Source organism: Humidesulfovibrio sp. (assembly GCF_035560995.1).
In the GTDB taxonomy this organism is placed as follows: domain Bacteria; phylum Desulfobacterota; class Desulfovibrionia; order Desulfovibrionales; family Desulfovibrionaceae; genus Humidesulfovibrio.
Genome location: NZ_DATMYK010000240.1, coordinates 1 through 24,718 on the forward strand (window position 1 = coordinate 1; position 24,718 = coordinate 24,718).

Annotated in this window: 17 protein-coding genes; 5 read left to right on the plus strand and 12 right to left on the minus strand. The window is 68.1% G+C overall.

The window, feature by feature from the left end:
• From VN419_RS09400 to VN419_RS09415, 4 genes are all read right to left on the minus strand, one after another.
• On the minus strand, nt 1-677 hold a 677-nt coding region (locus VN419_RS09400), incomplete at its 3' end, for an ATP-binding cassette domain-containing protein (protein ID WP_325646825.1).
• Complete coding sequence (locus VN419_RS09405) at nt 677-1,837, minus strand: efflux RND transporter periplasmic adaptor subunit (protein WP_325646827.1); 1,161 nt, start codon at nt 1,835-1,837, stop codon at nt 677-679. The genes VN419_RS09400 and VN419_RS09405, both read right to left, overlap by 1 nt.
• A 191-nt stretch (nt 1,838-2,028) precedes the next feature.
• Entirely contained in the window at nt 2,029-3,522 is a 1,494-nt protein-coding gene (locus tag VN419_RS09410) for a sigma-54 dependent transcriptional regulator (protein WP_325646830.1), read from the minus strand.
• Nucleotides 3,507-5,114, minus strand: coding sequence for a sensor histidine kinase (locus VN419_RS09415; protein WP_325646831.1), 1,608 nt, complete (start codon nt 5,112-5,114; stop codon nt 3,507-3,509). Before VN419_RS09415 ends, VN419_RS09410 begins: the two co-directional genes overlap by 16 nt.
• Before the next feature lie 177 nt (nt 5,115-5,291).
• Here VN419_RS09415 and VN419_RS09420 point away from each other — a divergent pair, with 177 nt between their 5' ends.
• A complete protein-coding gene (locus tag VN419_RS09420) occupies nt 5,292-6,743 on the plus strand; it encodes a hypothetical protein (RefSeq protein ID WP_325646832.1) in 1,452 nt (483 codons plus the stop codon).
• Between the two features lie 340 nt (nt 6,744-7,083).
• On the opposite strand, the gene VN419_RS09425 is transcribed toward VN419_RS09420, so the two are convergent.
• The 3 genes from VN419_RS09425 to VN419_RS09435 form a co-directional block, all read right to left on the minus strand.
• Nucleotides 7,084-9,819 carry a hypothetical protein gene (locus VN419_RS09425; protein ID WP_325646834.1) on the minus strand — a complete coding sequence of 912 codons (2,736 nt, stop codon included), beginning with the start codon at nt 9,817-9,819 and terminating at the stop codon, nt 7,084-7,086.
• Between the two features lie 199 nt (nt 9,820-10,018).
• Nucleotides 10,019-12,232 carry an ATP-binding protein gene (locus VN419_RS09430; protein WP_325646856.1) on the minus strand — a complete coding sequence of 738 codons (2,214 nt, stop codon included), beginning with the start codon at nt 12,230-12,232 and terminating at the stop codon, nt 10,019-10,021.
• Between the two features lie 10 nt (nt 12,233-12,242).
• The gene (locus VN419_RS09435) at nt 12,243-14,414 is read right to left on the minus strand and encodes a two-component system response regulator (RefSeq protein WP_325646836.1); all 2,172 of its coding nucleotides are present in this window, start codon (nt 14,412-14,414) and stop codon (nt 12,243-12,245) included.
• A gap of 222 nt (nt 14,415-14,636) precedes the next feature.
• On the opposite strand from VN419_RS09435, the gene VN419_RS09440 reads away from it, so the two are divergent.
• Complete coding sequence (locus VN419_RS09440; RefSeq protein ID WP_325646838.1) at nt 14,637-15,884, plus strand: EAL domain-containing protein; 1,248 nt, start codon at nt 14,637-14,639, stop codon at nt 15,882-15,884.
• A gap of 36 nt (nt 15,885-15,920) precedes the next feature.
• Here VN419_RS09440 and VN419_RS09445 read toward each other — a convergent pair whose 3' ends face one another.
• Together VN419_RS09445 and VN419_RS09450 are read right to left on the minus strand one after the other, a co-directional pair.
• The gene (locus tag VN419_RS09445; RefSeq protein WP_325646839.1) at nt 15,921-17,177 is read right to left on the minus strand and encodes an ABC transporter permease; all 1,257 of its coding nucleotides are present in this window, start codon (nt 17,175-17,177) and stop codon (nt 15,921-15,923) included.
• Between the two features lie 27 nt (nt 17,178-17,204).
• Nucleotides 17,205-18,401, minus strand: a complete 1,197-nt coding sequence (locus VN419_RS09450) for a PLP-dependent aminotransferase family protein (RefSeq protein WP_325646841.1) — start codon at nt 18,399-18,401, stop codon at nt 17,205-17,207.
• A 136-nt stretch (nt 18,402-18,537) separates the two neighbouring features.
• Between VN419_RS09450 and thiM the strand changes: the two genes are divergently transcribed.
• Genes thiM through VN419_RS09465 form a run of 3 tightly spaced genes read left to right on the plus strand, consistent with a single transcriptional unit; the run spans nt 18,538 to nt 20,936 of the window.
• The gene (thiM, locus tag VN419_RS09455; RefSeq protein ID WP_325646843.1) at nt 18,538-19,341 is read left to right on the plus strand and encodes a hydroxyethylthiazole kinase; all 804 of its coding nucleotides are present in this window, start codon (nt 18,538-18,540) and stop codon (nt 19,339-19,341) included.
• Between the two features lie 2 nt (nt 19,342-19,343).
• Nucleotides 19,344-20,012, plus strand: coding sequence for a thiamine phosphate synthase (thiE, locus tag VN419_RS09460; RefSeq protein WP_325646847.1), 669 nt, complete (start codon nt 19,344-19,346; stop codon nt 20,010-20,012).
• A gap of 39 nt (nt 20,013-20,051) precedes the next feature.
• Nucleotides 20,052-20,936 (plus strand): GNAT family N-acetyltransferase, encoded by an 885-nt coding sequence (locus tag VN419_RS09465; RefSeq protein ID WP_325646849.1) that lies wholly within the window; start codon nt 20,052-20,054, stop codon nt 20,934-20,936.
• Nucleotides 20,937-20,998: 62 nt separating this feature from the next.
• Here the strand turns inward: VN419_RS09465 and VN419_RS09470 are convergent, their stop codons facing one another.
• The 3 genes from VN419_RS09470 to VN419_RS09480 form a co-directional block, all read right to left on the minus strand.
• Entirely contained in the window at nt 20,999-21,481 is a 483-nt protein-coding gene (locus VN419_RS09470; protein WP_325646852.1) for a hypothetical protein, read from the minus strand.
• A 123-nt stretch (nt 21,482-21,604) separates the two neighbouring features.
• A complete protein-coding gene (locus VN419_RS09475; RefSeq protein ID WP_325646854.1) occupies nt 21,605-22,945 on the minus strand; it encodes a histone deacetylase in 1,341 nt (446 codons plus the stop codon).
• Nucleotides 22,946-22,948: 3 nt separating this feature from the next.
• Complete coding sequence (locus VN419_RS09480; RefSeq protein WP_325646858.1) at nt 22,949-24,679, minus strand: hydantoinase/oxoprolinase family protein; 1,731 nt, start codon at nt 24,677-24,679, stop codon at nt 22,949-22,951.
• Between the last annotated feature and the right edge of the window lie 39 nt (nt 24,680-24,718).

Sequence of the window (24,718 nt, forward strand, 5' to 3'; positions counted from 1 at the left end):
ATGGCCACGCGCTGCTGCTGCCCGCCGGAGAGGTTGGCCGGGCGGAAGTTCACGCGGTCGGCCAGACCCACGCGGCCCAAAAGCTCCAGGGCGCGCGCGCGCAGCTCGGTCTGGGCGAGGTCGGAGTACATGCCCGGCAGCATGACGTTTTCCAGGGCCGTGGCATAGGGCACCAGGTAAAAGCTTTGGAACACGAAGCCGAGCACGGTGTTGCGCAGGGCGGAGAGTTCGTCGTCGGGCAGACCCGAGACATCGCGGCCCAGCAGGCGGTAAGTGCCGCTGGTGGGGGAATCGAGCAGGCCCATGAGGTGCAGGAGGGTGCTTTTGCCCGAGCCGGACGTGCCCTGCAGGGCCACGAACTCCCCGGCGCGGATGGTCAGGTCGATGCCGGAGAGGACTTCAACGCCGCCCTCCGCACCGTTCACGCCAGCCTCGTTCGCGCCAGCCTCGCTCGCCTGGACGCCGTTTGCGGAAGCCCCCTCCTTCGCCTGGGGGGCGGACTCCAGGGCCGCCCCGCGCCGGAACAGCCGGGCGAAGAGCCCGGGCCGCGCCTCCGGGGCCAGCACCTGGCGGAAGACCTTGCGGATGCCCCGCAGCTCCACGACGGTTTCGCCGGGAGCGGCGCCCGCCGGGCCAGCCATGTGCCCCGGGTCGGCCATGTGCCCCGCGCCGGGCATCAACCGCCCTTTTTGCCGCCGCCGGAACCGGCAGGCTTCACCGCGGGCTTTTCCTCGGCCTTCTTGGCCTCGGCGGGCTTTTCCTGCCCGGCCAGCACGATCTGCGTGGCCACCTCGTCGCCCTCGGCCAAGCCTTCCAGCACCTCGCTGCGCTCCAGGCCCGGCAGGCCGAGCTTGGGCTCCACGCGGCGCACGCCGTCCGGCTGCGCGGCATCGACCACAAACACGGTCTGCTTGCCCGCCACCCACTTCAGGGCCTGGTTGGGCACGGAGAGCACGCCCTCGCGCGTGTCCACCACGATGCGGCACTGGGTGGTCATCTCCGGCCGCAGGAACAGCGCCTGGTCCCGGTCCACGGTGACCAGGGCCTTGTAGTACACGATGTTGTCGCGGATCTCCGGGTCCGGGTACACGCGGTCCACGACCCCGGTGAAGGTCTTGTCCGGCTGGGAATCCACGCGGAACTCCACGGGCAGGCCCTGCTTCACGCGGCCCACGTCGGTCTCGTCCACGTAAATCCACATTTCCAGGCGCGCGGGGTCGAGCACGGTGACGAGGTTCGCCACCTGCAAGCCCGCCACGATGGTTTCGCCCTCCTGGGCCGTGACCTGAGAGACCACGCCGTCGATTGGGCTGACGATCTTGGTGTAGGAAATGCGCACGTCCAGCGTGGCCAGAACCGCGCGGGCGGCCGCGGCCTCGGCCTTGGCCACGTTGTGGTTCTGCTGGGTCTCGTCCAGCACGCTCTGGGCCTCCATGCCCTGTCTGGCAAGGGTCTCGTGCCGGGGCAGGGTGATGCCCGCGAACTTGGCCTTGGCCTCGGCCAGGCGCACGCGGGCCTCGGCTTCGTCGCGCTGGGCCTGCAGCTCGCGCGCGTCGATCTCCGCCACCACCTGGCCTTTTTTGACCACATCGCCCACGCGCACGTACACGCGGGAGATGGCTCCCGTGGCCCGCGCGCCGATCTTGACGCTGGCGCCCACCTGGGCCTTGATGATGCCCGTGGCCTCCAGCACGCGGCTCACCGCGCCCTTTTCCACCACGGCCGTGGCCAGCACCTTGGTCTGCCCGGCGGTGCGGCTTTTCTTGACGAAATACCAGCCCCCGCCCGCGAGCAGCAGGGCGGCGACGGCGTAGATGATCAGCTTTTTGCGGGTCATGGTCTGTCTTGACGCCTCATGGGCTGCGCGGCCGAAGCGTGGTCCGGGCCGCGATGGTTTGCTGCACTGCACATCGTATACGCGCAAAGACCTCCCCTGTCCAAGCGGGGGCGGCCGCAAGGCCGGGCTCCCGTCCTCATCGGCGCGTACTGCTCGGCGTTGAAGGCCAGCACGCCTACCGAACCGCAGGCCTACTGGACCTGCGTGATGACCTTGAGCCCGTACTTCTCGATCTTGGCGATGAGCGTGGGCCGCGAGAGGCCCAGCAGCTTGGCCGCGCGGGTGCGGTTGCCGCCGGTCATCTCCAGGGCTTCGGCGATGGTGCTCTTGGCCACGGCGTCCAGCACGTGCTCAAAGGCCGCGTCGCCCGCCTGCTCCATCAGCGCCCGGCGGATGAAGGCGCGCAGGGGGTCCTCGCCGCCGGACGGGCTGGCCTGGCCTGGCTGGCCGCCAGGGCCGGATTCGCCGCCGCGCGCCGCGCCCCCCAACCCTCCAGGGCCGCCGGAACCGCCGCCGATGGCCTGGAGCATCTCCTCCGGCCCGATGGGGCACCCGCGCGAGAAGATCAGCGCCTTTTGCAGGGCGTTGCCCAGCTCGCGCACGTTGCCCGGCCAGGGGTGGGCGGACAAAAGGTCCAGGGCTTCTGGCGTCAGGCCCGGGCTCTGCATGTCCATCTCCCGCGCCAGGCGCGAAAGGAAATGCGCCGCCAGCCTGGGCACGTCGCCCTCCCGCTCGCGCAGGGGGGGCAGGGTCACGGTGACGACCTTAAGGCGGTAGTACAGGTCCTCTCGCAGGCGGCCCTCGGCCACGGCGGTCTCCAGGTCGCGGTTGGTGGCGGCGATGATGCGCACGTCCACGGGGATGGTCTCCCGTCCGCCCAGGCGCTCGATCTGCTTCTCCTGCAACAGGCGCAGAATCTTGGCCTGCACGTTCATGGGCATGTCGCCTATCTCGTCCAGAAACACGGTGCCGCGCTGGGCTTGTTCGATCTTGCCCACGCGCCGGGAGCCCGCGCCGGTGAACGCGCCCTTCTCGTAGCCGAAGAGTTCGCTCTCAAGGAGCGTATCCGGGATGGCCACGCAGTTGATGACCACGAAGGGCTTGTCGGCCCGGGCGCTGTGCTGCCACAGGGCTCTCGCCACCAGCTCCTTGCCCGTGCCGGACTCGCCCCGGATGAGTACGAGCGCCTCTGTGGGCGCGGCGCGGCCGATGGCCTTGAAGACCTCCTGCATGGCGCGGCTCTGCCCCACCAGGGCGTCGGCCTGGGCATCGGCAGCGGTCTGGCTGTCATCGGGGGCGATGGCCACGCGGGCCCGCGCCAGCCGCCCGGCGTTCAGCGCCTGGCCGATGAGCCGCAGGATGTCCGGGATGTCGAAGGGCTTCAGGATGTAGTCGAAGGCCCCCAGCTTGGTGGCCTCGATGGCCGTCTCCGTGCCGCCGTAGGCGGTCATGATGATGACGGGCAGCCCCGGGCAGGCTGTGCGCATCTGCTGCATGGCCTGAATTCCGGTGATGCCGGGCATGCGCACGTCCATGACCACGAGGTCGGGCGCGGCGGCTTTGACCTCGGCCACCCCGGCCTCGCCGGAAGCGGCCGCGCGGATCTCGAAGCCCTCGCCCTCCAGGATCTTGCCGAAGCTCTGGCGCAGCTGGGCGTCGTCGTCCACGATCAGGATCTGAGCCATACGCGCTCCTGGATGGGCAGGACCAGGATGAAGCAGGCGCCCTGCCCCCGGTCCGATGGTTTCAGGTGGATGTAGCCGCCGTGCTCCTCCATGATGCGCTTGGCGATGGCCAAGCCCAGGCCCGTGCCCTCCTCCTTGGTGCTGAAGAAGGGCTGGAACACGCTTTCGGCCACGTCGGCCGGAATGCCGGGGCCGGAGTCCGTGAGCTGCAGGATGGCCACGCGGCCCAAGGGGTCCATGAATCCGGTCTGCTCGGAAATCTCGATGCGCCCGTTCTCGCCCATGGCGTCGCAGGCGTTCAGGATGAGATTCACCAGCACTTCCTTCAACTGCTCCGGGTCCACGTTGACCTGGGGCAGGAGCTGTTCGCGCAGCAGGCGCACATCCACTCCGTAGGTTTCAAGCCGGTGCTTCAAAAGCACCAGGGTCATATCCACCACGTCGGACGGGCTGACATACTGGAGCTTGGGCTTGGGCGGACGAGAAAATTCCAGGAAGTTCCGAACGATGGTGTCCAGATGGCGAATTTCCTCGCTGATGACCTCGAAGTCCTCGCGCTGGCCGGGGGAAAGATCGAGCCCGCGCTCCAGGGAGAACAGGCGCATCTTCACGCTGGTGAGGGGATTGCGCACGCTGTGGGCCACGCCCGCGGCCAGTTTTCCCACCAGAGCCAGCTTCTCGGCCTGGATCAAATGCTCGCGCGATTCCTTCAGCAGGGTCTGGGTCTCGTCCACGTCGCGCAAGAGCCCCGCCACCAATTCGCCCACGGCGCGCACTTCGTCTGATTGCGAGGGCGGCTGTGGAGACGTCTGCCCGTGGGGCTGCGGGCCCGGCTGACCGGAAGCGTTTGCGGAGGTGCCGCCTGCGCCCTCCGCGCCCTCCGGGTGCCTCCCGGCCGCATGCTCCAGGTTGTGGCCCTCCATGGCCGCGCCCAGGGCCAGCCGCCGGATGGGCCCCAGCACCTGCCTGAGCAGCACCCAGCCGAGCAGCAGCCCCAGCACCGCGCCCGCGGGGATGACAAACAGCGAGGCCGTGGTGGCCGCGTGCGCCAGGGAGCGCATGGCCGAAACGCCCAGGTCGGCGTCGCGGGCATGCAGATTGAACAGCTCACGCGCGGCCTCCTGCGCGGCCTGCCTGTGCCGCGCGGCCTGGGCCGCAAGCAGCGCGCCCTCGCCGGGCTTGCTCTCCACCAGTTCGTCCAGGGTGAGCATCTGTTGCCGGAAGGCTTCGTCCACGTGGGACAAAAGCTCGCGCCCGGCCTCCAGGGGCTCGCTGGCGCGCACCTGCAGGAGCGCCATGGCGATGGAGGCTTCGTGCTCCTTGAAATCCTTGTACCGGGCGGGATCCTGGCGCGCGGCCAGGGCGTCGGCCTCCAGGCCGGAAAGCTGCTCGGAAAGGGACAGAGCGCCCACCTGTTGACCCAGGTTCACCTGGCGCAATATATCCGTGGCGTAAAGGTAGTGCTGGGCCAGCCAGTAAGTGGCCGTGGCCCCGGCGCAGGCGCAGATGGTGAGCCCCGCCAAAAGCGCGAACACCCGTCCGCGCAGCGAGGGCTGCACACTCATGGCCAATCGTTTCAGCGCCGTGCTCATTGCCTCTCTCCTTTCGCGCCGGACCATAGCGTATGCGCCTTCACTTGTCAGCCGCGCGGTCTCCTCGCAATCCCCCCGCCCCGCCGGACCCTGTCAACAGGGCAATTTCGTCCTTTTCCCGGCCCGATTGCCGCCCTTTTCATCCCGCCCGGCAAGGCCGTGCTACACTCCCGCCCCATGAACGCCACACCCGACACCACCTTCCGTCTGCGTTACCTGCCGCCGCCCACAATCGCCCGGTTCATGGCCTCCCGCGCACTCTACCGCGGACTCATGGGGCCCGTTGGCTCCGGCAAGTCCTCGGCCTGCTGCGTGGAGCTGATGGCAAAGGCCCTGGCCCAGACCCCGGACAAGAACGGCCTGCGCCGCACCCGCTTCGCCGTGGTGCGCAACACCTACCGCGAACTCAAGGACACAACCCTCAAAACCTGGCTGGACTGGTTCCCGGAGGAGCGCTGCGGCCCCTTCGCCCACACGGACATGGCCCACCGCCTGAGCCTGGAGCTTTCCGACGGCAGCACTCTGGAGGCCGAGGTGCTCTTCCGCGCCCTGGACAAGCCCCAGGACCTGAAGAAGCTCCTGTCCCTCGAACTCACCGGAGCCTGGGTCAACGAGGCCCGCGAGCTGCCGCTCACGCTCATCGAGGCCCTGGGCGACCGCGTGGAGCGCTTTCCGTCCTCCCGCGAGGGCGGCTGCTCCTGGGCCGGGGTCATCATGGACACCAATCCGCCGGACACCGACCACTGGTGGCACCGCCTGGCCGAGGAAGCCCGGCCCGAGGGCTGGGACTTCTTCAGCCAGCCCGGCGGGCTCATGGAACAGGACGGCCGCTTCCTGCCCAACCCCCAAGCCGAAAACCTGGAAAACCTGCCCAGGAACTTCTACAAGCGGCGCATGGCCGGAAAAAGCCCGCGCCACGTGCGCATCTACTACTGCGGACGCTACGGCTTCGCCCAGGACGGCCTGCCCGTGTACCCGGAATTCGACGAGGCCCGGCACCTCTCCACCGCGCCCCTTGAACCCGTGGACGGCCTGCCGCTCTACGTCGGCCTGGACTTCGGCCTGACGCCCGCCGCCGCCCTGGCCCAGCGCCTGCCCGACGGACGCTGGCTCTTCCTCGACGAACTCGTGTCGCAGAACATGGGCATGCTGCGCTTCGCCGCCCTTTTGAACGACCTGCTGCACTCGCGCTATGCCAACCTCACGCCCGTCATCTGGGGCGACCCCGCAGGCATGGCCCGCGCCCAGACCGACGAACGCACGCCCTACGACATCCTGCGGGCGAGCGGCCTGCCCGCCCGGCCCACGCACACCAACGACCCCGTGCTGCGGCGCGAAACCACGGCCGCCGCCCTCTCACGCACTGTCGACGGCGCGCCCGGACTGCTGCTCTCACCCTCCTGCCGCACCCTGGCGCGCGGCATGGCCGGGGCCTGGCGCTACCGCCGCCTGCTCGTTTCCGGCGAGGACCGCTACACCGACGAGCCCGAGAAGAACCGCTTCTCCCACGTGTGCGAGGCCGCACAGTACCTGCTGGTGGGCGCTGGCGAGGACAGGATGTTGCTCGCGCCGGAAGGGAAAGGAAAGATCAGGCAGGCCAGGGCGTTGAACGGGAGGGGGAAAGAGTAATATTTGCGGGGGGAGCATGCGCTCCCCCCACGCCCCCCGCAGGGCAAGTTGACGGGCATGGCGCGTGTTTCACTCGCGCCATGCCCGTCAACTTGCGGCGGTGTCCAAGGGAAGGCGTCTCCAGCGCCATCACGAATGAAGCGACAGGACCGTCCGCAAACAGTTGCATATAACAACTTTCACGGCGCCCTCGCCCAGCCTGCCCCAAACGAAACAGCCCGGAGCGCTCTTGCGCTCCGGGCTGTTTCGTTTGGCCTGCGGGTCCAGGGGGTGCATACCCCCTGGCGGGGTCAAGGGGCAGCGCCCCTTGCCTGCCACTCCCTCATGCCCGCTCACGACCCTATGACTGCTGCTGCCCGGCCCTGTCCGGCGCGAAGAGCGCGGCCAGGCCATAGAGCGCCAGGGAGGCGGCGAACACGATGGAGTAGCCGAAGCTGACGGCGAGAATGTTGGCGAGCGGCGTGGCGACCACGGAGAGCGCGCCGTTGACGCTCCAGGCCCAGGGGATGAAGGGGCTGGTGGCGCCGCGATAGGTGGACAAGGCCAGGGGGAAGGGCATGCCCATGAAGAAGCCCAGGGGCGCGGCTATGGCTATGGCGAGAGCGGCCTTGGCGGGGTCGGGCCAGGCCAGGGCGAGGTCGAGCAGGCGCGGCAGCAACAGGCCCAGGGCCGCGGCCAGGGTGGCGGTTATGCCGCAGGCCAGGCGTATGCCTGCGCGCGGGCGCGGCACGAAGCGAGAGGAAAAGGCGCTGCCCAGGCCGGAGGCGATGAGCATGGCCGAAAGCACCAGGGCGAAGGCCTGAGCCGGGTCATTCAGGAAGAAGGTCAGGCGCTCAATGAGCACGATCTCGATGAACAGGAAGCCCAGGCCCAGGCAGACGAAGTAGCCGAAGCCCGCGAGGATGTTCTTGGCGCTGATGCCGCCCAGGCCCCGGCGTTTGGCCAGGGGCAGCAGAAAGACGATGAGCGCGAAGGCCGCGGCCTGGGCGAGCACGGCCACATTGACGAGGTAGCCGATTTCCTGGCGCGGCAGCACTTCGATGCGCGAGAGCACTTCGGGGATGCGTTCCAGGCGCAGGATCTCGTGGAAGAAGGGCCGGTCCTGGGTGCTGGGGGCGAGGTTGAAGAAGCGGAAGGCCGAAGAATCGGTCTTGCCGTCGCGCAGGAAGGCCACCAAGTCGTCCATGAGCGCGTCGCGCGCGGTGAAGGCGTCCTCGCCGGACAGGGCGTCGGAGGTGACGTTCTCGAAGGACACGGGCGGCAGATCGTTGTAGACCTCAACCTTCTTCGGGTCGATGCCGGGGAAGTACGGCGTATCGAAGCTGCGTTCGGCGGCGAAGGCGCGCGCGCCCGCTATGTCGGCCTCGCTGAAGGGCTTGCGCGAGGCCAGGATGCGCGCGGTGAAGGCGCTGCGCAGCACGATGATGTGCTGGGCGGGCTCCTGGATTCCGGCCAGGAGCAGCCCGGCGCGCACGGTGGTGGCGGCCTTCAGGGCGTATACGGGCAGTTCGCCTATGCCCATGGGCAGGGAAAGCAGTCCATTGGCGTCAAGGGAGCGCATGAGCCGGGCGATGCCCTCGGCCGTGAGCACGTACTTGTTGGCCTGGCCCTGGTCCAGGAACTCCGGCGAAATGTCGATGAGGCTGTAGGGCTTCTGGGCGCGGCCCGCCAGCACCAGGGGCGAGCCCAGGCGCGGGCTGGAGGCGTGCCCGGTGGGCGCATCGTGCCCGGCGGCAAAGGCGGCGGCCGGGATGGGGGCCTTTGCAGGGGCATGGGCGGGAGCCTTGGCCGGGACTTTGGCGGTCTTGCCGGTCTGAGCGGCGGGTTTCGCCGCTGGCTTGCCCGCTGGTTTGGCCACTGGCTTGCCCACTGGCTTGGCCGGGCCGGGCGCGCCTGCCGCCTCGGAGGCGTTGTCCTCGGCCGGTTCGCCAGCGGCCATGTCGGCTGGGGGAACGTCCTCGGCATGCGCGTCGGAAAGGGGCAGGCGCACGGACCAGCCCTTGGGCGGCGCGCTGGGCTCGTGGGACAGCAGGAGCGCATGCAGCACCGGGTCGCTCTCCACCGTGTCCACCTGGCGCGCGCCAAGCTCCAGGGCCTCGCGCAGGCGGAAGCCCCCGCGCCCGCCCGCCAGGAGCACGCGCTCCGGCTTGCGCAGCAGGTAGGGCAGGCAATCGAGCGAGGCCTTGATGTAGCCCGTGTCGTAGGCGCCCGCGCGCGGCAAGGCGGCCAGGCGCTCGCCGTCGCGGTACAGGCCCAGCGCCGGGGGCGGGCCGCCAGCGCCAAGGAGCTCATAGTTGTTGGAAAGGTCCGGGTCGTGCCGCTCGATGTAGTTCTCCAGCAGCATGTAGTAGCCGCGCGGGCTCTTCACCTCGGCCACGAGCCGGTTGTCCTCCACGTTCATGGCCACGGACACGGGCTTGTACTGGCTGAAGGCGGCGTTGTTGTGCGCCACCACCACAAAGGCGGCCAAACCGCAGGCGCACAGGGTCAACGCGCCGAAGCCCAGGCGGGCGGCGGCTTTTTGTCCGGGCAGACTGGTGAGGGCGGCCAGGGTGAGCGGCGGCAGAAGCAGCAGCGGAGCCAGAAAGGGCGGCACCAAGGCCAGGCAGGCCAGCAGCGCCGCCGCGCCCAGGCCCGCGCCGATGAGGTCGGCCATGTAGATCTTGGGGATGTCCTCCTGCCGGGCCAGGAACGAAAGGCCCACATACAGGCCGGAGGCGAAGAAGAAGGGGAACAGGGCCAGATAGTACTTGCCGATGTTCAGCAGCTGCCCGGCGAAGAGCTCTTCGTTCTGCAGCTCCAGCGGATTGAATGGGATGAGGCCGAGCGCGGCGTAGCCCAGGGCGGACAGGAGCAGCATGGCCGTAGGCAGGGCGTAGAAGAGCGCGGCCTGCCTGCGCTCGAAGGCCTTGCCGAAAAGGCAGAGCACCACGCCGCTGACGGAATAGCCCGCCATGGCCATGGAAATGACCCAGTAGCCGTACTCGCTCCAGTTGGTGATGGCGAAGTGGCGCACGAGGAAGATCTCGAACGCGATGGAGGCGAGGCAGACAAGGAAGATGCCGAGGTAGCGCATGTAACCCCACACCGGCTCCGGGCCTTGGGCGTCCGGGTCGGCACGTGCAAAAAGATGCGCTTGCCTACCGCATCCTCGTCCGGGAGGCAAGGACGCCTTGTGCGCGGGGCAGCCTTGCACAACGCTCGCACGGGTGCCGAGGGGCAGGTGCGCCAGAGGGGTGCGCCGGGCGGGCGCGTCAACAGGGGCTTCGGTCCGCTCAGGCTTCCGGCGCAGGCTGAAAGCTCAAGCACAGGGAGAAGGTGCTGCCCAGGCCGGGCGCGCTCTGCACCTCCAGGCTGCCGCCCATGCGCCGGGCCAGCTCCCGCGCGATGGCCAGCCCAAGGCCCGTGCCCGCGAAGCTTTTGGTCAGCGGGGCCTCAACCTGGGTGAAGGGCTCGAACACGCGGGCCGCGAACTCCGGCGCTATGCCTATGCCCGTGTCGGCCACGCTGATGCGCAGGGTGCAGGTGGCCTCGTCCTGGCAGGTGGCCTGGGCGCTCAAGCTCACGCCGCCGCGCAGGGTGAACTTGATGGCGTTGTCCAGAAGGTGCCGCAAAAGCTGGGTCAGGTGCACGGGATCGCCCTGCAGGGAAAGGTCGAGCAGCTCCGGCCCGGCCGCCAGGGTGAAGCTCAAGCCCTTCATCTGGGCCTGGGGCGCGTACTCCACCTCAAGGGGCATGAGCACCTCGCCCAGGCGGAAGGGCCGCATTTCGATGCGCGTCTGCCCGCTGCCCAGGGCGGCGTAGTCCAAAATGTCGTTCACCAGCCGGGTGATGTGCTGGGCCGACTGCGTGGCCCAGGAAAGATACTCGCCCTGCTCCTGAGGCGCGGGGTTCTCGCGCAGCAATTGGAGCATGCCCAGCAGGCCGTTCAGGGGCGTGCGCAGCTCGTGGCTCATGTTGGCCAGGAACGCGCTTTTGGCCTGGCTGGCGGATTCCGCCTCCTCCTTGGCGGAAAGCAGGGCCCGCTCGGAGAGCTTGCGTTCGGTGATGTCGCGCGAGAAGCTGGCGATCTGGACGATCTCACCCGTTTCGCTGCGCACGGGGTGCAGGCGAATGGCGTAGGTGCGGCCCTCGCGTTCTTCCTCAAAGCGCATGGGGCTGCCGGTCTGCACCACTTCCTCGTAGCGTGCCCTGCGGCCGTTGCGCACATGGCCGGGGATGAAATCCAGGATATTCTGGCCGGTGAGTTCCTCGGGCGTTTTGCCGCGCCGCATGGCCGCGCTCTCGTTCAGGGCCAGCACCTGGCCGTCGGGCACTAGCAGCAGCACGCCGTCGCTGGAGGCGTTGAAGATGGCCCGCAGGCGCTCCTCGCTTTCGAACAGGGCGCGGCGCGCTTCCTCCTGCTGGGTCTTGTGGCGCTCCACGGCCTCGGCCATGTGGTCCAGGGCGCGGCCCAGTTCGCCGAATTCGCCCTTCTGCCCGCCCAGGCCGCTGCGAGCGGTGTAGTCACCGGCGTGCAGGGCGCGCACGGTGTCCATCATGCGCGCCGAGGGCTCCAGGATGCGGCGGCGGGCCCAGGCGCGGGAAAGGCCCAGCACCAGAAGCACGATGCAGCCCAAACCGATGAGGTGCCGGGTAAGCTTGGCCGCGCTTTCGGCGTACACGGCCTCGCGCGGGATGCCCACGCGCACGTAGCAGACCTCGTCGCGGCAGATGTCCAGCCGCTTCATGACGTAGTAACGCTCCACCCCGTCAAGCCCGATGCCCCAGCCGCTCATTTCCTGGCCGGAGCGGATCATGGTGGCCTGCTCCTCGGGCAGCTTGGCGCCGGTGTAGCGCGGGGCCTCCGGCAGGCGGTAGATGATGCGGCCGCCCTGGCTGGCCAGCACCAGGGTGGTGCCTTGGGGCAACGCGGCCTCTTCGAAAATCTTCGCCGCCTCGGACACGGAGAGGTGGGCCACCAGCACCATGCGGATGCGGCCGCCCTTGTCCGCAACGGGCGCGGCGTAGCTCACCACGGCGCCGCCCTGCCCCGCATCGGCGGTGGAGACGCCCACGGCGAAGCTTTGCCCTTGCAAGGCCCCGGCAACGGCCTGGTCCTCGGCCATGTTCACGTCCTGCGACAGGGGCCGGGCCGAGGCCACCACAGTGCCGTCCGGCCTGACGAGGATGAGGTTCTTGTAATGCACGGCCACGCGGGCGAAGTCGGCCAGCACCGGCTGGCAGGCGGCGGGCTCGCAGCCGGCCACCAGGGGATTGGCGGCCAGAAGCTCCAGAAAAGTGCGGGCGTTGGTTGTTTCCTGACCCAGGGTGCGGGCCACCAGGCTCGCGGCGCGGGCCGCGTCGGCCAGGGCGGCTTCGCGCTCCTGAGCACGGTCGCGCACGTGGCTGATGAGCGAAAGAGCCAGCATGGGCAGCAGGGTCAGGGCCACCAGGCCCATGAGCATTCCGTGCAGGCTGTCGGCCGCGTGCCGCCACCCCTTGGGCATCAGCGGCACGCTAAACTCCCGGGGCCTTGCGCGGGCAGCAGACCTGAAGCAGCTCCAGGGCCTTTTCCTCGGCCAGCGGCCGGGAGAACAGGAAGCCCTGGCCATACTCGCAGTTCAGCTCGGCCAGGAAGTCGCGCTGGCGCTCGGTCTCGATGCCCTCGGCCACCACGTCGAAGCCCAGGTTGTGGGCCAGGCTGACTATGGTGCGCACGATGATGAGATTCTCGAAGGCGTCCAGGTCAGACACGAAGCTACGGTCCACCTTGAGCGTGTTGATGGGGAAGCGGCGCAGGTAGGAGAGCGACGAGTAGCCGGTGCCGAAGTCGTCGATGCTGACCTTGACGCCCATTTCGCGCAGGCCGCGCAGCTTGTGCACCACGCTTTCCGGATTCTGCATCACCAGGGTCTCGGTGATCTCGAGCTTGAGGCGCTGCGGGTCGAGGTGATTGTCCTCCAGGGCGCGGGTCAGCTGGCGCACCAGGTCCGGCTGGGCGAACTGCTTGGCCGAAAGGTTCACGGCCACATTGAACTGCTTGGGCAGGGCGAAGCGCTCCTCCCACTGGGCGGCCTTTTCACAGGCCTCGGCAATGGCCCACTGGCCGATGGGCACGATGATGCCCGTCTGCTCCGCATGGGGGATGAAGTCGCCCGGCGGCACCAGGCGGCCGTCCACCTGCCAGCGGATGAGCGCCTCGAACCCGGCCAGGGAGTTGTCCTTCAGGGTGAAGATGGGCTGGTAATGCAGGCGGAACTGCTGGCGGTCCAGGGCCTGGTGCAGGTTCTGGTTCACGTTCAGAGCGTACTGGGCGCGGGTGCGCATGGCCCATTTGAAGACCTTGACCTTGCCGCCGCCAAGGGCCCGCGCATGCTCCATGGCTATGCCCGCGTCCTGCAGCAGCTCCTCCGGCTGGGCGTAGTCCGCCGGGCCGAGCACCACGCCCACGCTGGCGGTGAAATGCAGGGCGTGACCGTCCACCTCCATGGGCCGGGCCAACTCGGCGCAGATGCGCCGTGCCACGTGCAGGGCTTCGCCGGGGGTCTTGAGCTCCTCCAGGATGAGGGCGAATTCGTCGGCCCCGCATCTGGCCACGGTGTCCAGTCCGCGCGCCACGCCCTTGATCTTCTCGGCCACGGCGCGCAGCACCTTGTCGCCCGCGGCGTGGCCCAGGCTGCTGTTGATGGGCTTGAAGCGGTCCAGGTCGAGGAAGAGCACGGCGTAGAGATAGTTGAGCCGCCGGCGCGAACGCTCCAGGGACTGCTCCAGGCGGTCCATGAACAGGGCGCGGTTGGCCAGCCCGGTGAGCGGGTCCTGAAAGGTGCGCTCCTGGATGGTCTCCTCGGCCTTTCTGCGTGCGGTGATGTCCTCGGCCACCATGGCCAAGAGGCCCGGGCCGGGCACATAGGCCTGGATGCGCAGCCAGCGCTTGATGTCGGCCAGATAGCTTTCGATGAGGCCGCTCTTGCCGGAACGGACGACCTCGGCCGCGAAATCGCGCAGGTAGCCTTCCAGGTTGGGCAGAATGTCGCCCATGGTGCGATCCAGCAGGGCCTCGCGCGGGCGGTTCAGAATCTGCTCCATGGCCGGGTTGATCTCCAGCACGCGGGCCTGGGCCAGCTCCATCACCGGGGCCTCGCCGTAGGAAAGCAGGGCGAAGCCGTTGAACATGGAGGTGAACAGGCTTTGGTAGCGGGCGCGGCTGTCGGTCAGGGCCTTGGAGGAATTGCGCAGCTCGTCGACCGTCTTGGCCAGGGCCTCGCTGGCGCGCTGCACGGCCAGGCGCTGGCGGTGCATGTCCACGAAGACCTGGACCTTGTTCTTGAGGATCTCGTGCTCGAAGGGCTTGATGAGGTAGTCCACGGCCCCGGCCTCGTAGCCCTTGAACACGTGGCGCTGCTCTTTGCTGATGGCGGTGATGAAGATGATGGGGATGTGCCGGGTGGTTTCCTCGGCGCGGATGCGCTCCGCCGTGGTGAAGCCGTCCAGGCCGGGCATCATGACATCGAGCAGAATAAGAGCGAAATCATGTTTATCTATAAGCTTAAGGGCCTCGTAGCCACTGCGCGCAGTGACGATGTTGACCCCTTCCCGGCGCAACAGCCCCGTGAGCAGAAGCAGGTTCACCTGCTCGTCATCCACGGCCAGGATGTCTATGACTTCCGGCGCGTATTCGGCTCGGCCCATGCCCAGACGCTCCTCTCACCATTGGTGCGCAGATTCCCGCGCACATCACATCATGACCCAATTCCCGACATTACCCGACAAATATCGGAATGTACAGTTTCATCCGGCATGGGAGTTCTTGCACTGGGGCATTTCGCTTGTCTGGGCAGCTCTTTTACAATATACTTATTTTCCGAAGTAAGAAGTTCCCCTTCCTCCACTCATCTGCAAGGGAGCCGTCGTATGCCTCAAGCCGCAGCCCAGCGCCCCCTCTCCGCCCTGGACAAGACCGAAATCCTCGGGGTGCTTGAAAGCGAGAACATCTCCGTGTTCTTCCAGCCCGTGGTTTCCGTGCGGGCCAAGGGCATCCTCGGCTTCGAGGCATTCTCCCGCTCCATTTCCGACACCGGCGCGCGCATGGACGCCCACGACCTCTTCGGCCAGAACTGGGACCCGGAAACCCGCCTGAAGCTGTGCCGCCTGTGCCGCCGAAAGGCGTTGGAAGCCTTCCGGCCCATTTTCGAGCGTCACCCGCAGATGATGCTGTTCCTGAACACCGACGGCGGGGCCCTTTCCGCCGCCACAAAGCTGGGCCACCTGGACGCCATATGCCAGGCCCTGAACATTCCCGGCAAGCGCGTGGTCATCGAGCTTGAGCGGCCCTACCTGAACTCGCCCGACGTGGCCCGCTTCATGCTGCACTACCGCGAGTGCGGCTTCGGCCTTTCCGTGGACCTGTGCGGCGGCATGAGCGTGCCTGCCGAGGAGCTCTTCGCCCTCAAGCCGGACTTCATCAAGTTCGACCGGCCGCTGTTTACCGACGTGGACGGCCAGGAGTTCAAGCGCGACATGGTGCAGTCTCTAAGCCGCCTGGCCGACCGCCTGGGCAGCGTGCTGCTGGCCAAAAGCGTGGAGTCCGAGGACGAAGCCCTGCGCCTGCTCCAGTGGGGCGTCATCCACCAGCAGGGCTACTACTACACCAAGGACAAAGACTCCGCCGAACGCGACCCCATCCGCGCCTTCCAGCAGAAGGTGGAGGAGATAAACCGCCGCTACCGCGAAAGCGCCCAGGCCGATGTTGCGGCCAAGCGCAAGCGCTACGAGGACTTCCACAAGGTGCTCAAGAAGGTGGCCTACAAGATGGCCGACACGCGCGAGCATGATTTTTCCGCCGCCTGCGAACGATTGGTGGCGGCAGAGGAGAGCCTGGTCTGCGCCTACGTGCTCACCGACGACGGCATCCAGTTCACCCCGCGCTCCTTCAAGCGCAGCCTGGGGGTGGACAGCCCCTTGCTGGGACCGGAGAAGGGCCGCGGCTCAGACCACGGCATCCGCGAGGACGTGCTGCACCTCAAAAGCGGCTTCGACAAATACGTGCTGCCGGTGCAGATTTCGCCGTACATGAAGCTCATGGTCAGCACCATCTCCGCCCGCTTCTACAACGCCGAGGGCTCGCCCTACATCCTGTGCCTGGAGTTCCAGTCGGAGTAGCCGGGATTTACGACGCGCCGGGCGTACGCATCGGATTTACGCGTCGCCCCGGAGGGCGGCGATGGGGTCGAGCCTGGCCGCCGCGCGCGCGGGTTTGATGCCGAACACCAGCCCGATAATGAGCGCGCTTGAGAGCGACAGGAAGAAGACCTTCCACGAGAAGAGAATCTGCAGCATGCCCAGCCGGGTGAGCAGCTGCCCCAGCCCAAGCCCCAGCCCAAGCCCCACCAGCCCGCCGATGGCCGTGAGCATGGCCGCCTCCAGCAGAAATTGCGTCAGGATGGCGTTTTGCGTGGCGCCCAGGGCCTTTTTGAGGCCGATCTCGCGGCTTCTCTCGCTCACGCTGATGGAGAAGAGGTTGGCCAGGACGAAGCCGCCCACCGACATGGACGCGGCCGCCGTGACGCCCAGGAAGGCCACCAGCCCACCCTTGAAGGCGGACAGGAACTTCAGGATCTCGTCCGCCGTGATGATGGAGAAGTCGTCGTCCTGGGTGGGGGTCAGGTTGTGGCTCATGCGCAGAAAGGCGCGCAGGTTCTCCACGTGGTCGCCCATGCGCTGGGGCTCCAGGAACTTGATGCGCATGGCCCGGAAGTACTTGCGGTCCAGGTTGAAGCGGCTGGTGAGGGTGGTGATGGGGATGACGATGCGGTCGTCCACGTCGCCGCCGCCGCCGGAGGCCCCCCGGTACTTGAGCCGCCCGATGACCTGCACCTGGAACTTGCCCACCTGGAAGGTGCGCCCCACGGGCGACTGCTCGCCGAAGAGCTCCCGCGCGGGCTTGTCTCCCAAGAGCGCCACGCGCGAGGCCAGACGCACGTCCTCTTCCGAGAGGTCGCGGCCTTCCACCAGGGGCCAGTTCCAGGCCTCGGCGTAGTTCTCCGTGGCGCCGATGACCAGGCTGCCGGGCAGGTTGTTGTCCTGGTAGCGCATGGGCACATCCGGCTTGGCGCGCATGGGCACCACCATGCTCACCCCGGGCAGAGACTGCCGGATGCCCCGGATGTCGTCCTGGGTGAGGGTGTTGGTGCGCATGCCCACGGCCTGCTTCTTGAAATTGCCGCCAAAGACCAGGGCGGCGTCCGGCCCGAACCACTCCACCAGCTCCACGGCCTTGCGCTCGGCACCGTCCACGGCGGTGACGATGAGCGTGAGCGAGGCCACGCCGAAGCCCACGCCCAGAATGACGAAGAGCGAGCGGGCCTTGTAGGCCCAGACCGCCGCCTGGGCCATGCCGCGCAGCCGCACCCACAGGGCCAGCCGGGCGAAAAACGGCGTTCGGGCCTGGCTCATGGGCGGCTCACTTCGGGCTCGGGCGCATCACGACCCGGCGCAGGCCGCGCCGCCCGCCATGCAGCCTTCCATGCACGCGGCCAGGCGCTTGATGCCTTCCTCGATGGTCGCGGCGTCGGCGTTGGAGTAGTTCAGGCGCAGGGTGTTCTCGCCCGTGCCGTCCACAAAGAAGGCCGCGCCGGGCACAAAGGCCACCTTGCACTCGACGGAGCGCTTCAGAAGCTCCGTGGCCGAAACGCCCTCCGGCAGGGTGACCCAGAGGAACATGCCGCCCTCGGGCTCGGTGACGTGGACGTTCTTGGGGAAGTGCTTGGCGATGGCCGCCTGCATGGCGCGGCACTGGTCGCCGTACAGCTTGCTGATGCGCGCCACATGGGCCTCGAAGTCGTTGTCGGCCAGGAACTGGTGCACGATCATCTGGTCCAGCGAGCCCGTGTGCAGGTCCGCCGCCTGCTTGGCGATGACCAGGCGGTTCATGATCTCGCCTTTGGCCACGATCCAGCCCAGGCGGAAGCCGGGCGCGGCCACCTTGGAGAAGGTGCCCAGCAGCATGGAGTTCTCAGGGCGCTGCTTGTACACCGGCGGCAGGGCCTGGCCCTTGAAGCGCAGCTCGCCGTAGGGGTCGTCCTCCAGGAAGAAGATCTTGTGGCGCGAGAGGATCTCCGCCACCTTGGCGCGCTTTTCCTCGGAATACGACAGGCCCGAGGGGTTCTGGAAGCTCGTCACGGCGTAGAACAGCTTGGCGCCCTGCACGGCCTGCTCCAGCGCGGCCAGGTCCGGGCCGTCGTTCTCCAGGGGCACGCTGCGCCACTGGGGGCGGAAAATAGTGAAGGCCTGGATGGCTCCGAGGTAGCCCGGCTTCTCCATGACCACGGTATCGCCCGCGTTGACGGCCACCTTGGCCACAAGGTCCAGCGCCTGCTGCGAACCCGTGGTGATAAGGATGTCCTCGGGGTTCACGTCCATGCCCTTCTTTTCCTGGTAGCGCCGGGCGATCCACTCGCGCAGGGGCTTGTAGCCCTCGGTGGTGGAGTACTGCAGGGCACTGGGGCCGGATTCGTAGAGCACCTTGGAGGCGGCGGCGGCGATTTCCGGCACCGGGAACGAGGCCGGGTTGGGCAGCCCGCCCGCAAAGGAGATCACCGACGGGTCGGCCGTGACTTTCAGGATCTCGCGGATGAAGGAACGCTGGGCCTTGGCCACGCGGTCGGCGAACTGGGGCATGAGGGGGGTCTCCTTTTTTTTCGTGTCCGGGGACTGTAGGCCTGCGCCTTCCGGATTTCAACCCTTGGCGTCTTGACAAGGCGCGGCCAAGCAGAGAAGCAGACAGGACACGCAATCCGCCTGGGAGGGTACGCCAATGACCGACGCCGACAAGGTATATCGCGACATCGAGGCCATCCGCGCCAAGAATCCCGTTGTGCTGTCCATCACCAACTACGTGGTGACGAACACCACGGCCAACGCCCTGCTGGCCCTTGGCGCTTCGCCCATCATGAGCCACGCGGTGGAGGAAATGGCCGAGCTTGTGGCCATTTCCGGCGCGCTGGTCATCAACCTGGGCACCGTGGCCCCGGAATATCTGGCCGCCATGGACCCGGCCTGGACCGCGGCGGACGAGGCCGGCGTGCCCGTGGTGCTGGACCCCGTGGGCGCGGGCGCGAGCATGCTGCGCACCGTCACCCCGCTGGCCTTGCTCGACTCGCACCGTCCCTTCATCATCCGGGGCAACGCGTCGGAGATCATGACCCTTGCGGGCGACGCGGGCAGCGGCGCGCGCGGGGTGGACTCCACCGCCAAGAGCGACGTGGCCGGAGCCGCCGCGCGCGCCCTGGCCATGAAGCATGCCTGCGCCGTGGTCGTCAGCGGCGAGGTGGACTACGTCACCGAGGGCGGGGCCAAGGTGCGCGTGCTGGGCGGCAGTCCGCTCATGCCGCGCGTCACCGGCCTGGGCTGCACGGCCACGGCCATCTGCGCCGCCTTCGCCGCCGTGAACAAGAACCCGCTGGAGGCCGCCCTGCACGCCTCCATCACCATGAAGATCGCGGGAGAAATGGCCGAGGTCCGCGCCAGCGGCCCCGGCACCCTGCAACTGCATCTGTACGACGCCCTGTACAACATGAAGGCCCAGGACGTGAGCGACCGCATCAAGGTGGTGCGCTAGGCGTGGCCAAGGGCATCGACTACGGCCTGTATCTCGTCACCGACCGGGACCTGTGCCTGGGCCGCGCGCTTACGGACGTGGTGGCCCAGGCCGTGGCGGGCGGGGTAAGCGTGGTGCAGCTGCGCGAGAAAAAGGCCGACACGCGCGACTTCGTGGCCCTGGGCCGGGCGCTTCTGGCCCTGCTTGGGCCCCTGGGCGTGCCGCTCATCATCAACGACCGCCTGGACGTGGCCCTGGCCATAGGCGCCCAGGGCGCGCACGTGGGCCAGAGCGACATGCCCGCGCAGGACGCCAGGGCCATCCTCGGGCCCACGGCCATCCTGGGCCTCTCCGTGGAGACCATGGACCAGCTGCGCGAGGCGGAAAACCTGCCGCCGGGCCTGGTGGACTACTACGGCCTGTCGCCCATTTTCCACACGCCCACAAAGACCGACGCCGGGCCGGGCTGGGGTCTGGCGGGCCTCGGCCAGGCCAGGGCCGAGGTGGACGCGGGCACGAAGCGCCCGCTGGTGGCCATCGGCGGCATCGGCCCGGCCAATGCGGCCGGGGTGCTGCGCTGCGGCGCGCAGGGGCTGGCCGTGGTTTCGGCCATCTGCTCCGCCCCGGACCCGCAGGCCGCCAGCCGCGAACTGGCCGGCATCCTGCGCCGGGAGCGCACGCCGCTCCCGTAATCGCCCGGCCCGCCGCCCCTGGCGGCAAGGAGTTCCAGCATGACCGCAGCAGCACAGGACGGCTACGTCATCCGCCGCATGGAGCGGCCTGAGTTGGACCTCGCCGTGGACAAGGCCGCCGCCGAGGGCTGGAACCCCGGCCTGCGCGACGCCGAGGCCTTCTGGGCGGCGGATCCGCGCGGCTTCTTCCTCGGCCTTTTGAACGGCAGGCTGGCCGCGAGCATCTCCGCCGTGCGCTACGAGGCCCACACACCAAGCGGCCAGAAAGGCCAGAGCCCGGCCTTCGGCTTCATCGGCCTGTACATCGTGCAGCAGGAGCTGCGCGGCCGGGGCTATGGCCTGCGCCTGTGGAAGGAGGCCATCAACGCCCTGCACACGCCCTGCATCGGCCTGGATGCCGTGCTGGGGCAGGTGGACACCTACCGCAAGGACGGCTTCGAGCTGGCGCGTCTCAGCAGCCGCTACGAAGGCCAGGCCGGGGGCCAGATGCCTCCGGGCCTCGTCTCCCTTGCGCAGATTCCTTTCGACGAGGTGCTGGCCTTTGACGCGCAGTGCTTCCCGGCCCGGCGCGAGGCCTTCCTCAAGGCCTGGCTCTCCCTGCCCGGCCACGTGGCCCTCGGCGTCACGCGCGGCGGCGGGCTGGCGGGGTACGGCGTGGTGCGGCCCTGCGGCACGGGCGCGAAAATAGGCCCGCTTTTTGCCGACGACGAGGCCGCGGCGCACAGCCTGTTGCACGGCCTGCTGGCCAGCGCGCCCGCAGGTCCGGTGTACTTCGACACACCCGCCAGCAACCCGGCGGCCGTGCGCCTGGCCGAGGCCCACGGCATGCGCGTGGTCTTCCAGACCGGGCGCATGTACCTGGGCGACGCACCGGAATACGACCTCTCCCGCGAGTTCGGCGTCACCAGCTTCGAACTGGGCTAGCCGGAAACGAAAAAGACCGGAACCCTGCTGGGCTCCGATCTTTTCTTTCGCGTGCGGCGCGGCTAGTCGTCGTAGCCCCGCTTCTTGGCCTGGCCCGGAGGCATGCCGTCCTTCCAGCCCTTGTGCTTCCCCTGGTTGTTCCAATACTTGCCGCCCTGCTCATCGTCGCCGTGGCGGCCGTCTATGCCCACCACGCGCAGGCTCACGCCCAGGTCGCGGGCGATGGAGCCCCAGCTGCGGCCCTGGGCCCGCAGGGAAATGACCTTGTCGCGCGAGACGCCGGCAGCGGAGGCCATGGCGTCCACGCGGGCGCGCTCCAGGTCGGCCTCGCGGGCGCGCAAGCGCTCCTGCGCGCGGGCCACGTCCGTGGAGCCGCTGGGCCTGCCGGTGATGATTTCCTTGGCCCTGTCCACATCGTCCAGAATGCGCTCGATGCGGCCAAGGTTGTCGTCCACGCTTACAGTGGCGGCCTGGGCGGCGCCTGCCAGCAACAATAGCGCAAGACCCGCGCTGGCGGCCATGGTGATCAACGTTCCGGTCTTCATCTGCTGTCCCCTCCCTTGTTGCGCCGGGCTTGCCGCACGGCCGCGGGGGGTGCGGCCGATCACGGTCCCTGGACGTTGCGCCTATCCTTAGCCTGACCGCTCCCGATCAGGCCGCTTCTTCAGTCAAAACCCGTGCCGCAGGTACTGCTTGTCCACCCGGTTGATGAGCTGGGTGTAACGGTAGCCGTCCCTGGCCTGGGCCTCGTCGTAGAGCGCCAGGCCCTTCTCGCGGCAGGACGGGCAGGCCCCCACGGGGATCTCCACGCCCAGGCAGTCCGGGTTCTTGGTGGAGCGGCTGACGACCTTCAAAAGCCCCCGGCAGGAATCGCACAGAAGCAACGACTCGGTCTGGGCCTCGCTGATGCCGTCGGTGTCGTAGTAGATGTCCTTGTGGCGCACGAACCACTCGCCGCCGTCCTGCTTTTCGATCTTCCCATCCTGCATGGCCTCGAAGAGCGGCGGCGGATTGAAGTACAGCTCGGGCAGGGCGTCGCACAGCTTGGCCAGATATTCGGCGATCTGCGGACGCTGGCTGTGGCGCACGGCGTCGAAGCCCGGCTCGCGCACGCCGGAGTAGTCCAGGCCGGCCATGGACAGGCAGATGCCAAGGTTCACATAGGGCAGCGCGCCCTGGATGGAATAGCCCCCCTCCAGCACGGCCAGATCGGCCTGCAAAAGCTCCGTCAGCCGGGCATAGCCCTGGGCCGTCAGGTTCATGTTGGTGATGGGATCGGTGAAGTGGTTGTCCTGGCCCGCAGAGTTGATGACCACCTCGGCCCCGAAGTCCTTCAGGATGGGCATGACCACGCGCTCCATGGCCATCATGTAGCCTTCGTCGCTGGTGCCCGGGGGTAGAGGAACGTTGATGGTGCGGCCCAGCGCCTTCGGCCCGCCGCAATCCTTGGGGAAGCCGGTGCCGGGGTACAGGGTGCGGCCGTCCTGGTGCAGGCTGATGAACAGCACGTCCGGGTCGTGCCAATAGATATCCTGGGTGCCGTCGCCGTGGTGGCAGTCGGTGTCGACCACCGCGATGCGCCGCTTGCCGTAATTCTCGCGCAGGTGCTCGATCATCACGGCCTCGATGTTGATGTTGCAGAACCCGCGCGAGCCGTGGACCACCTTCATTGCGTGGTGCCCGGGCGGGCGCACCAGGGCGAAGGCCTTTTTCGCCCGGCCGCGCATCACAAGGTCCGCCGCCGTTATGCAGCCCCCGGCGGCCACCATGTGCGAGCGCGTGGCCACGGCCTCCAGCTCCGGGAAGCAGAAATGCGTGCGCTCCACGTCCTCGCGGCTGGCAACGCCGGGCTTGTACTCGTCCACGCCCTCGATGTCGAAGAGCCCCTCCTCCTTCAACTGGTCCTGCGTGTACAGCAGGCGCTCCTCGCGCTCCGGGTGGGTGGGCGAAATGCTCCAGTCGAAGGCGGGGAACAGGATGACCCCCAGGCTGTGCTTGGCCTCGTGCATGGGCTACCTCCCCGTCCTGTTCTGGGCGTTTTGGCCGTTCAAGGTGAAGGCCACGCCGGGCTTTATCTGGCACTTCACGCGGATGTTGCGGCCGGTGGTCGTGCCGTCGTTCACCATGTTGAAGCTGGAGGCGTGGTTCACCTGGGCGTTGTCCCGGTCGGCGAACACGCCCATTTCCGACAGATGCGCCAGCAGATGATTGAGCGCGTCGCGCTCGGCGTCCTTCAGATTGTAGCTGCGCGGCACGTTTTCCCGGTGCCCCAGGGCCGGAATGAACATGACGCCGCGCTCCGTGTCTGCAAAAAGCTCCAGGCTGGCCGTGTTGCGCGTCAGCGCCGCGCCGATGGCGTTGGCCACGCCCGCGTGCTCCGGCACCACGGTGAACAGCTCGAAGCGCTGGCGCAGGGCTTCCTTCATGGCCTCGGCCGGGCCGCCCATGACGTATACGCGCCGGGGCGCCACGCGGCGGCCCTCCAGCAGTTCGTGGATGGTGTACACGGGCTTGTCGTTGACCTCATCGATGAGTTCCCGCGTGGCCTTGTGGATGGCCTCGGCCGCCGCGTCCACGGCGCTCTGCGCCAGGACTTCCGGGCTGATGGAATGGCAGCGCGCGAACTGGGCGATGGCTTGGCGCGAGGCCTCCACGTTGCCGTGGGCGCAGGCCCCGGTGCAGTTCAGCGCGTCGATGAGCGTGGGCCGGGCGTTGTCCTCGCAGGCGCAGCCCGCTTCCACGCAGTCCGCCTGGGAGGGGCCCAGCCGGTTCGGCCCCACGCGCACGGCCTCGCCCAGCACGCTGATGGCCGAGTCGCCGCCGATGCCGATGGAATGCACCTTGAGCGCCCTCACCAATGTCGGGTGGCTGCCGATGTGGATGCCGTCGTGTTCCACCAGGGGCTGGCCGTCCACGAACACCGCGATGTCCGTGGTGGTGCCGCCGATGTCTAGGATGATCGAATCGTGGGTGATGTCGCACAGGGCGATGATGCCCATGACGCTGGCCGCCGGGCCGGAGAAAATGCTCTGCACCGGCATCTTGCGCGCCTGCGCCAGAGGAAAGGTGCCGCCGTCGGCCTTCAGCGTGTTCACCCGCACATGCCCCAGGCCCAGTTTGCCCAGGCTTTTCTCCACCGCGTCGGCAAACAGGTTGAACACCCGCCACACCGCGCAGTTGAAGTAGGCCGTGGCCAGGCGCCGGGGGAAATTCAGCCGTCCGCCCAGCTCATGCCCCAGGGTCACGGCGTCCGCGCCGCCCTCGCCCAGGGGGCCGATCATCTGACGGATGGTGTTCTCGTGCAGGGGGTTGCGCGTGCTGAACTTGCCCACGCAGCCGAACACCTTTACCCCGGCCTTGCGACACGACTCGATGGCCGCCTTGACCTGGGCCGCGTCCAGGCGCTCGATCTCGCTGCCGCGGTGGTCGATGGAGCCCGCAAGCGCATGGTAGTCCCTGCAGAGCATGAAGTCGCCCGCGTGGATGCCCGTGCCCGCCACCACCAGCATGCCCACGTCTTCCGTGGTGCCCTGCACGATGGCGTTGGTCGAAAGCGTGGTGGACAGATTGAGCTGGCGGATGTCCTCCGGCCTCACCGTGGCCAGAATACCGGCCAGGGCCGCGTTCACCGAGGCCAGCAGATCCTTGTGGTCAGTCTTGACCTTCACCTGGGCGGCGATGCCCGATTCTTCGAGCGCCACGGCGTCCGTGTGCGTGCCGCCTACGTCGATGCCGAGATACATGGGCAAAACCCCCTGGCGTGTTGAAGGCTTCGGCAATCC

Coding starts and splice junctions, on each gene's coding strand:
- VN419_RS09430 (WP_325646856.1), bottom strand. CDS start 12,232: ATGCCCAAGGGGTGGCGGCACGCGGCCGACAGCCTGCACGGAATGCTC.
- VN419_RS09445 (WP_325646839.1), bottom strand. CDS start 17,177: ATGAGCCAGGCCCGAACGCCGTTTTTCGCCCGGCTGGCCCTGTGGGTG.
- VN419_RS09475 (WP_325646854.1), bottom strand. CDS start 22,945: ATGCACGAGGCCAAGCACAGCCTGGGGGTCATCCTGTTCCCCGCCTTC.
- VN419_RS09465 (WP_325646849.1), top strand. CDS start 20,052: ATGACCGCAGCAGCACAGGACGGCTACGTCATCCGCCGCATGGAGCGG.
- VN419_RS09410 (WP_325646830.1), bottom strand. CDS start 3,522: ATGGCTCAGATCCTGATCGTGGACGACGACGCCCAGCTGCGCCAGAGC.
- VN419_RS09405 (WP_325646827.1), bottom strand. CDS start 1,837: ATGACCCGCAAAAAGCTGATCATCTACGCCGTCGCCGCCCTGCTGCTC.
- VN419_RS09480 (WP_325646858.1), bottom strand. CDS start 24,679: ATGTATCTCGGCATCGACGTAGGCGGCACGCACACGGACGCCGTGGCG.
- thiM (WP_325646843.1), top strand. CDS start 18,538: ATGACCGACGCCGACAAGGTATATCGCGACATCGAGGCCATCCGCGCC.
- VN419_RS09420 (WP_325646832.1), top strand. CDS start 5,292: ATGAACGCCACACCCGACACCACCTTCCGTCTGCGTTACCTGCCGCCG.
- VN419_RS09450 (WP_325646841.1), bottom strand. CDS start 18,401: ATGCCCCAGTTCGCCGACCGCGTGGCCAAGGCCCAGCGTTCCTTCATC.
- VN419_RS09415 (WP_325646831.1), bottom strand. CDS start 5,114: ATGAGCACGGCGCTGAAACGATTGGCCATGAGTGTGCAGCCCTCGCTG.
- VN419_RS09470 (WP_325646852.1), bottom strand. CDS start 21,481: ATGAAGACCGGAACGTTGATCACCATGGCCGCCAGCGCGGGTCTTGCG.
- VN419_RS09440 (WP_325646838.1), top strand. CDS start 14,637: ATGCCTCAAGCCGCAGCCCAGCGCCCCCTCTCCGCCCTGGACAAGACC.
- VN419_RS09425 (WP_325646834.1), bottom strand. CDS start 9,819: ATGCGCTACCTCGGCATCTTCCTTGTCTGCCTCGCCTCCATCGCGTTC.
- VN419_RS09435 (WP_325646836.1), bottom strand. CDS start 14,414: ATGGGCCGAGCCGAATACGCGCCGGAAGTCATAGACATCCTGGCCGTG.